Source organism: Neomesorhizobium albiziae, from assembly GCF_900114255.1.
Lineage (GTDB): Bacteria > Pseudomonadota > Alphaproteobacteria > Rhizobiales > Rhizobiaceae > Neomesorhizobium > Neomesorhizobium albiziae.
This window is the reverse complement of sequence record NZ_FOSL01000082.1, coordinates 1-2,217: the sequence shown is the minus strand read 5'-3', so window position 1 is coordinate 2,217 and position 2,217 is coordinate 1. Positions and strand designations below refer to the sequence as shown.

General features: G+C 60.1%; 1 protein-coding gene and 1 pseudogene. Both read right to left on the bottom strand.

Annotated features, from left to right (window positions below):
• Positions 1-613: 613 nt before the first annotated feature.
• Positions 614-1,072 (bottom strand): annotated as a pseudogene (locus F3H98_RS30840) (IS3 family transposase); the annotation flags it as partial.
• Positions 1,073-2,217, bottom strand: a 1,145-nt coding sequence (locus tag F3H98_RS30835) for an IS110 family RNA-guided transposase (RefSeq protein ID WP_149764796.1), incomplete at its 5' end; no start/stop codon positions are given. It lies immediately after the preceding pseudogene.

The window sequence follows — 2,217 nt, the reverse complement described above, 5'->3', positions numbered from 1 at the left end:
CAGGTAATTTGCACTCCAAGCAGATTGAACTGTTCCCCTTCGCCATGTGGCAGGCTTTCCCTGCCGCGGACTACTACGGGAACTCCGCCAGCATGATGGACATCAGGGTCAACTCCCTTGCGACGCAGAACATCGTGGGCATTCCATCATGCCTTCCCTCGTTCATATGCTGGACATTCCACGCACTGGGGAGGTTGCCGGTCGCAGTCCTTGTCCTTGCGTCCCGCAAGTCGATGCCTCTGCCATGGTCTGGCTGTGTTCTTCCCATGGCTCCCTGCAGGCGACCTACATGTACGCCCACATTCGGATGCCGCCGACGTACGTCTCCGGCGACCTCATCGGCATTCCGCCTGTTAAGCCGTGTAGGCGAAGGCGACATTTCAGCCCTCGGATGCGGATTAACCGGTTCGTGTTCCTCAACCTTCCAGTGCTACAGCCTCGGGAACCATCTCGGCGTAACGGCTTCGCCTCAATTCCCTTTACCTGCGGGCTACGTCACCCTGCCAGTTGACGACAGGTCACCGCCGCTTGGGCTCATGCCCCCTCACAGCAGGGAGCAGGGCATTCTTCAAATCCTCCTTTCTCAATGCATTCCAGTCATATGCACCCCGGACCATCCGGGACGAGGCGCACCGTAGGTAATGTCGGTCACCCAGACCTTGTTGGCCGCATCGACGGTAAATTCTCGCTGTAGACGATTAGGAGCGATGATGGAGGGCCGACCAGGAATGGCCCGCGGCCTCTTGTAGCCGCGCACAGGCTTGATCCCGTTCTCCCGCATGAGGCGTTCAACACGATGGAGGCCACAGATCTCGCCGGCTTCCCGAAGATCGCCGAATATGCGACGTGCGCCGTAAACTCCGTGGCTTGCTCTGTAGGAAGCGCGGATGAGATCGAGTAGCCGGGCATCTTCTCTGGCGTGGTCGCTGACAGGCGCGTGCAGCCATGCGTAGAACCCTGCTCGGGCAACACGCAAGACCCGGCACATCAAAGTGATCGCGTAGTCGTAACGGTGCTCGTTCATGAAGCGGTACTTCACTCGGGTTCCCTGGCAAAGTACCGCGCGGCTTTCCTAAGAAACAGCCGCCTCGGTCTCGCATGGAACGGCTTGCAAAACGAAGCCGAGCGATTTGGCGCGTCGCTTCAGATTGGCGAGGACACGGCTGCGATACTGTTCCTCATAGCGTTCGGCACCCGGGTCCCTGTAGGTCATGCCGTGCCTGAGGGTGTTGTAGAACAGGACCGCAATTTTGCGGGCGGTTGCCGTCACGGCCTTCGCCTTGCCGGCACGAGAGGACAGCCGACGATAAAAGGCACCGAGCGCCGTATCGCTCCGCCCGATGGTCGTGGCGGCCAACCGTAACAGGGCTGCTGCCCGGCTGGATGATCTCCGCGTGCGCGAAGAGAGCACCTTGCCGCCGGAGATTTTGTTACCGGGCGCGAGACACAGCCAGGAGGTGAAGTGCTTGGCGCTCGGCCACGCCCTCAGATCCGTCCCGCACTCGCCGATGAGCTTCAATGCGAGGGACGGACCCAGCCCATGGATCTCGGTCAGATCAACTCCCAGGACACCGTATAGTGCAGCCCTGACATCGAATGACGGTGTGTTGACCTGCTTGGTCTTCACTCGTGGCCTGGATAGCTTGCGGACCGGCTTGGCCTCTTCGTCGGTCAGCGCCGCTATCAAGGATTCCAGCTTGCGGTCGCAGTCGAGCATCTTGGCCTGGTAGGTGTCGTAGAGCTCCAACGACTGGGTCAGGGCGAAGATATGTTCGTCCCGGTCGTTGCCCACCAGTGCAGCGCGGATCGTCTCGATAGAGGAATGACAGCGCACATCGCGGTAAGCCGCCAAAACGTCGGGATTGCGCTCGCCCGCTGCAATCGCTCGGATGATCCGCATCCCGGTCGCGCCGGTGATGTCGGAGACAACGTGATGAAGTTGCAGGTTCATCTCCATCAGAGCCTTTTGCATGTGCTGGATATGGGCGGCTGCGTATTCCACGAGCCGCTCCCGCTGACGCAGATAGGCGCGTAGGGTTGCGATCTCGGCATCAGGGCGGAAGCTGCCGCGTAACAGACCGTAGGAATGGAGCTGGCGCAGCCATGCGGCATCGCTCACATCTGTCTTGCGCCCGGGCACGTTCTTGGCGTAACGCGCATTGACTAAAATGTAGAAGTTTGTACTTGATCGGACAGTTGGTGTCTGAGAGTGGTCCG